The organism is Mycolicibacterium xanthum (assembly GCF_019710635.1).
GTDB classification, from domain to species: Bacteria; Actinomycetota; Actinomycetes; order Mycobacteriales; family Mycobacteriaceae; genus Mycobacterium; species Mycobacterium xanthum.
Window position 1 is genome coordinate 1 of record NZ_JAIFZS010000133.1, and the last position, 875, is coordinate 875.

Genomic DNA, 875 nt, shown 5'->3' on the forward strand with positions numbered 1-875 from the left:
TCGGGCGCCGGCCCGTTGGCAGGCCGCCACCACGGTGCTGTTGCCGTAGGCCGAGTCGCCGCGGACCAGGATCTGGCCGGTGACCCCGGCGGCGCGTGCGGTGGCCACGGCTTGGGCGATCATCCGGGCGGCGCCCTTGCCGGAGTTGGTCTTGCCCGCCCGCAGCCGGGCGCCGGTGATCACCGGCGCGGCGCGTTCGGTGCTGATCGTCGTGACCAGCGGTGACAGGCCCTTGCGCAGGATCTGCTTGCCGGCGATCTTGGTGTGTCCGTAGCTCGCGCCCTGCTTGGCGTGCCCGTAGACCGGGCGCAGCAGCGAGTCGATGTCGATGAACGCCCGGCCATCAGCACCCGGCAGCAGGTCGACGCGCTGACACAGTGCGGCCAGGTGTTCGCGCAGGACGGATTCGAGTTGTCGGGCGTGTCCGAAGGTGAACTCGCGCAACAGGGTTCCGATGGTCGATGGTGCGTAGACACCACCGAACAGCGTCTTCATGCCGCCGCTGCGCACCAGGTCGAGGTCATCGATGCTGTCCGCTCCGGCGCACATCCCGGCGATCAGCGTGGTCAGCTTCGGTGACGGATTGGCCGCGCCCGAGCGGATCCGCTCGCGCGTGAACCGGACCTTGTCGGCCAGCAGCTGTGAGAGCGCGGTCTGGGCGGCCAGTGCCATCACTGGCACCAGTCCGGCGCACGACACGAGATGCTCATCATCGAAGACCGCCGACGCGGCGGCGAACCTGTGGGACACTTTCACTGGAAGTGCCTTTCCGAGTTGTGCCGATAAGTGCGTAAGGAACACTCATCATCACAGCTCAGAGGGCACTTTCCTCGTCACGACACCCGATGACCAGCCGATTCGTCGGTGGATCGAGG

1 protein-coding gene is annotated in these 875 nt (G+C 67.4%); it reads right to left on the minus strand.

Going from position 1 to position 875, the window contains the following annotated elements; genetic code table 11:
* Positions 1-756: IS1380 family transposase (locus JDV09_RS26390; protein ID WP_221372081.1), on the minus strand; the 756-nt coding region annotated here is incomplete at its 3' end.
* Positions 757-875 lie beyond the last annotated feature (119 nt).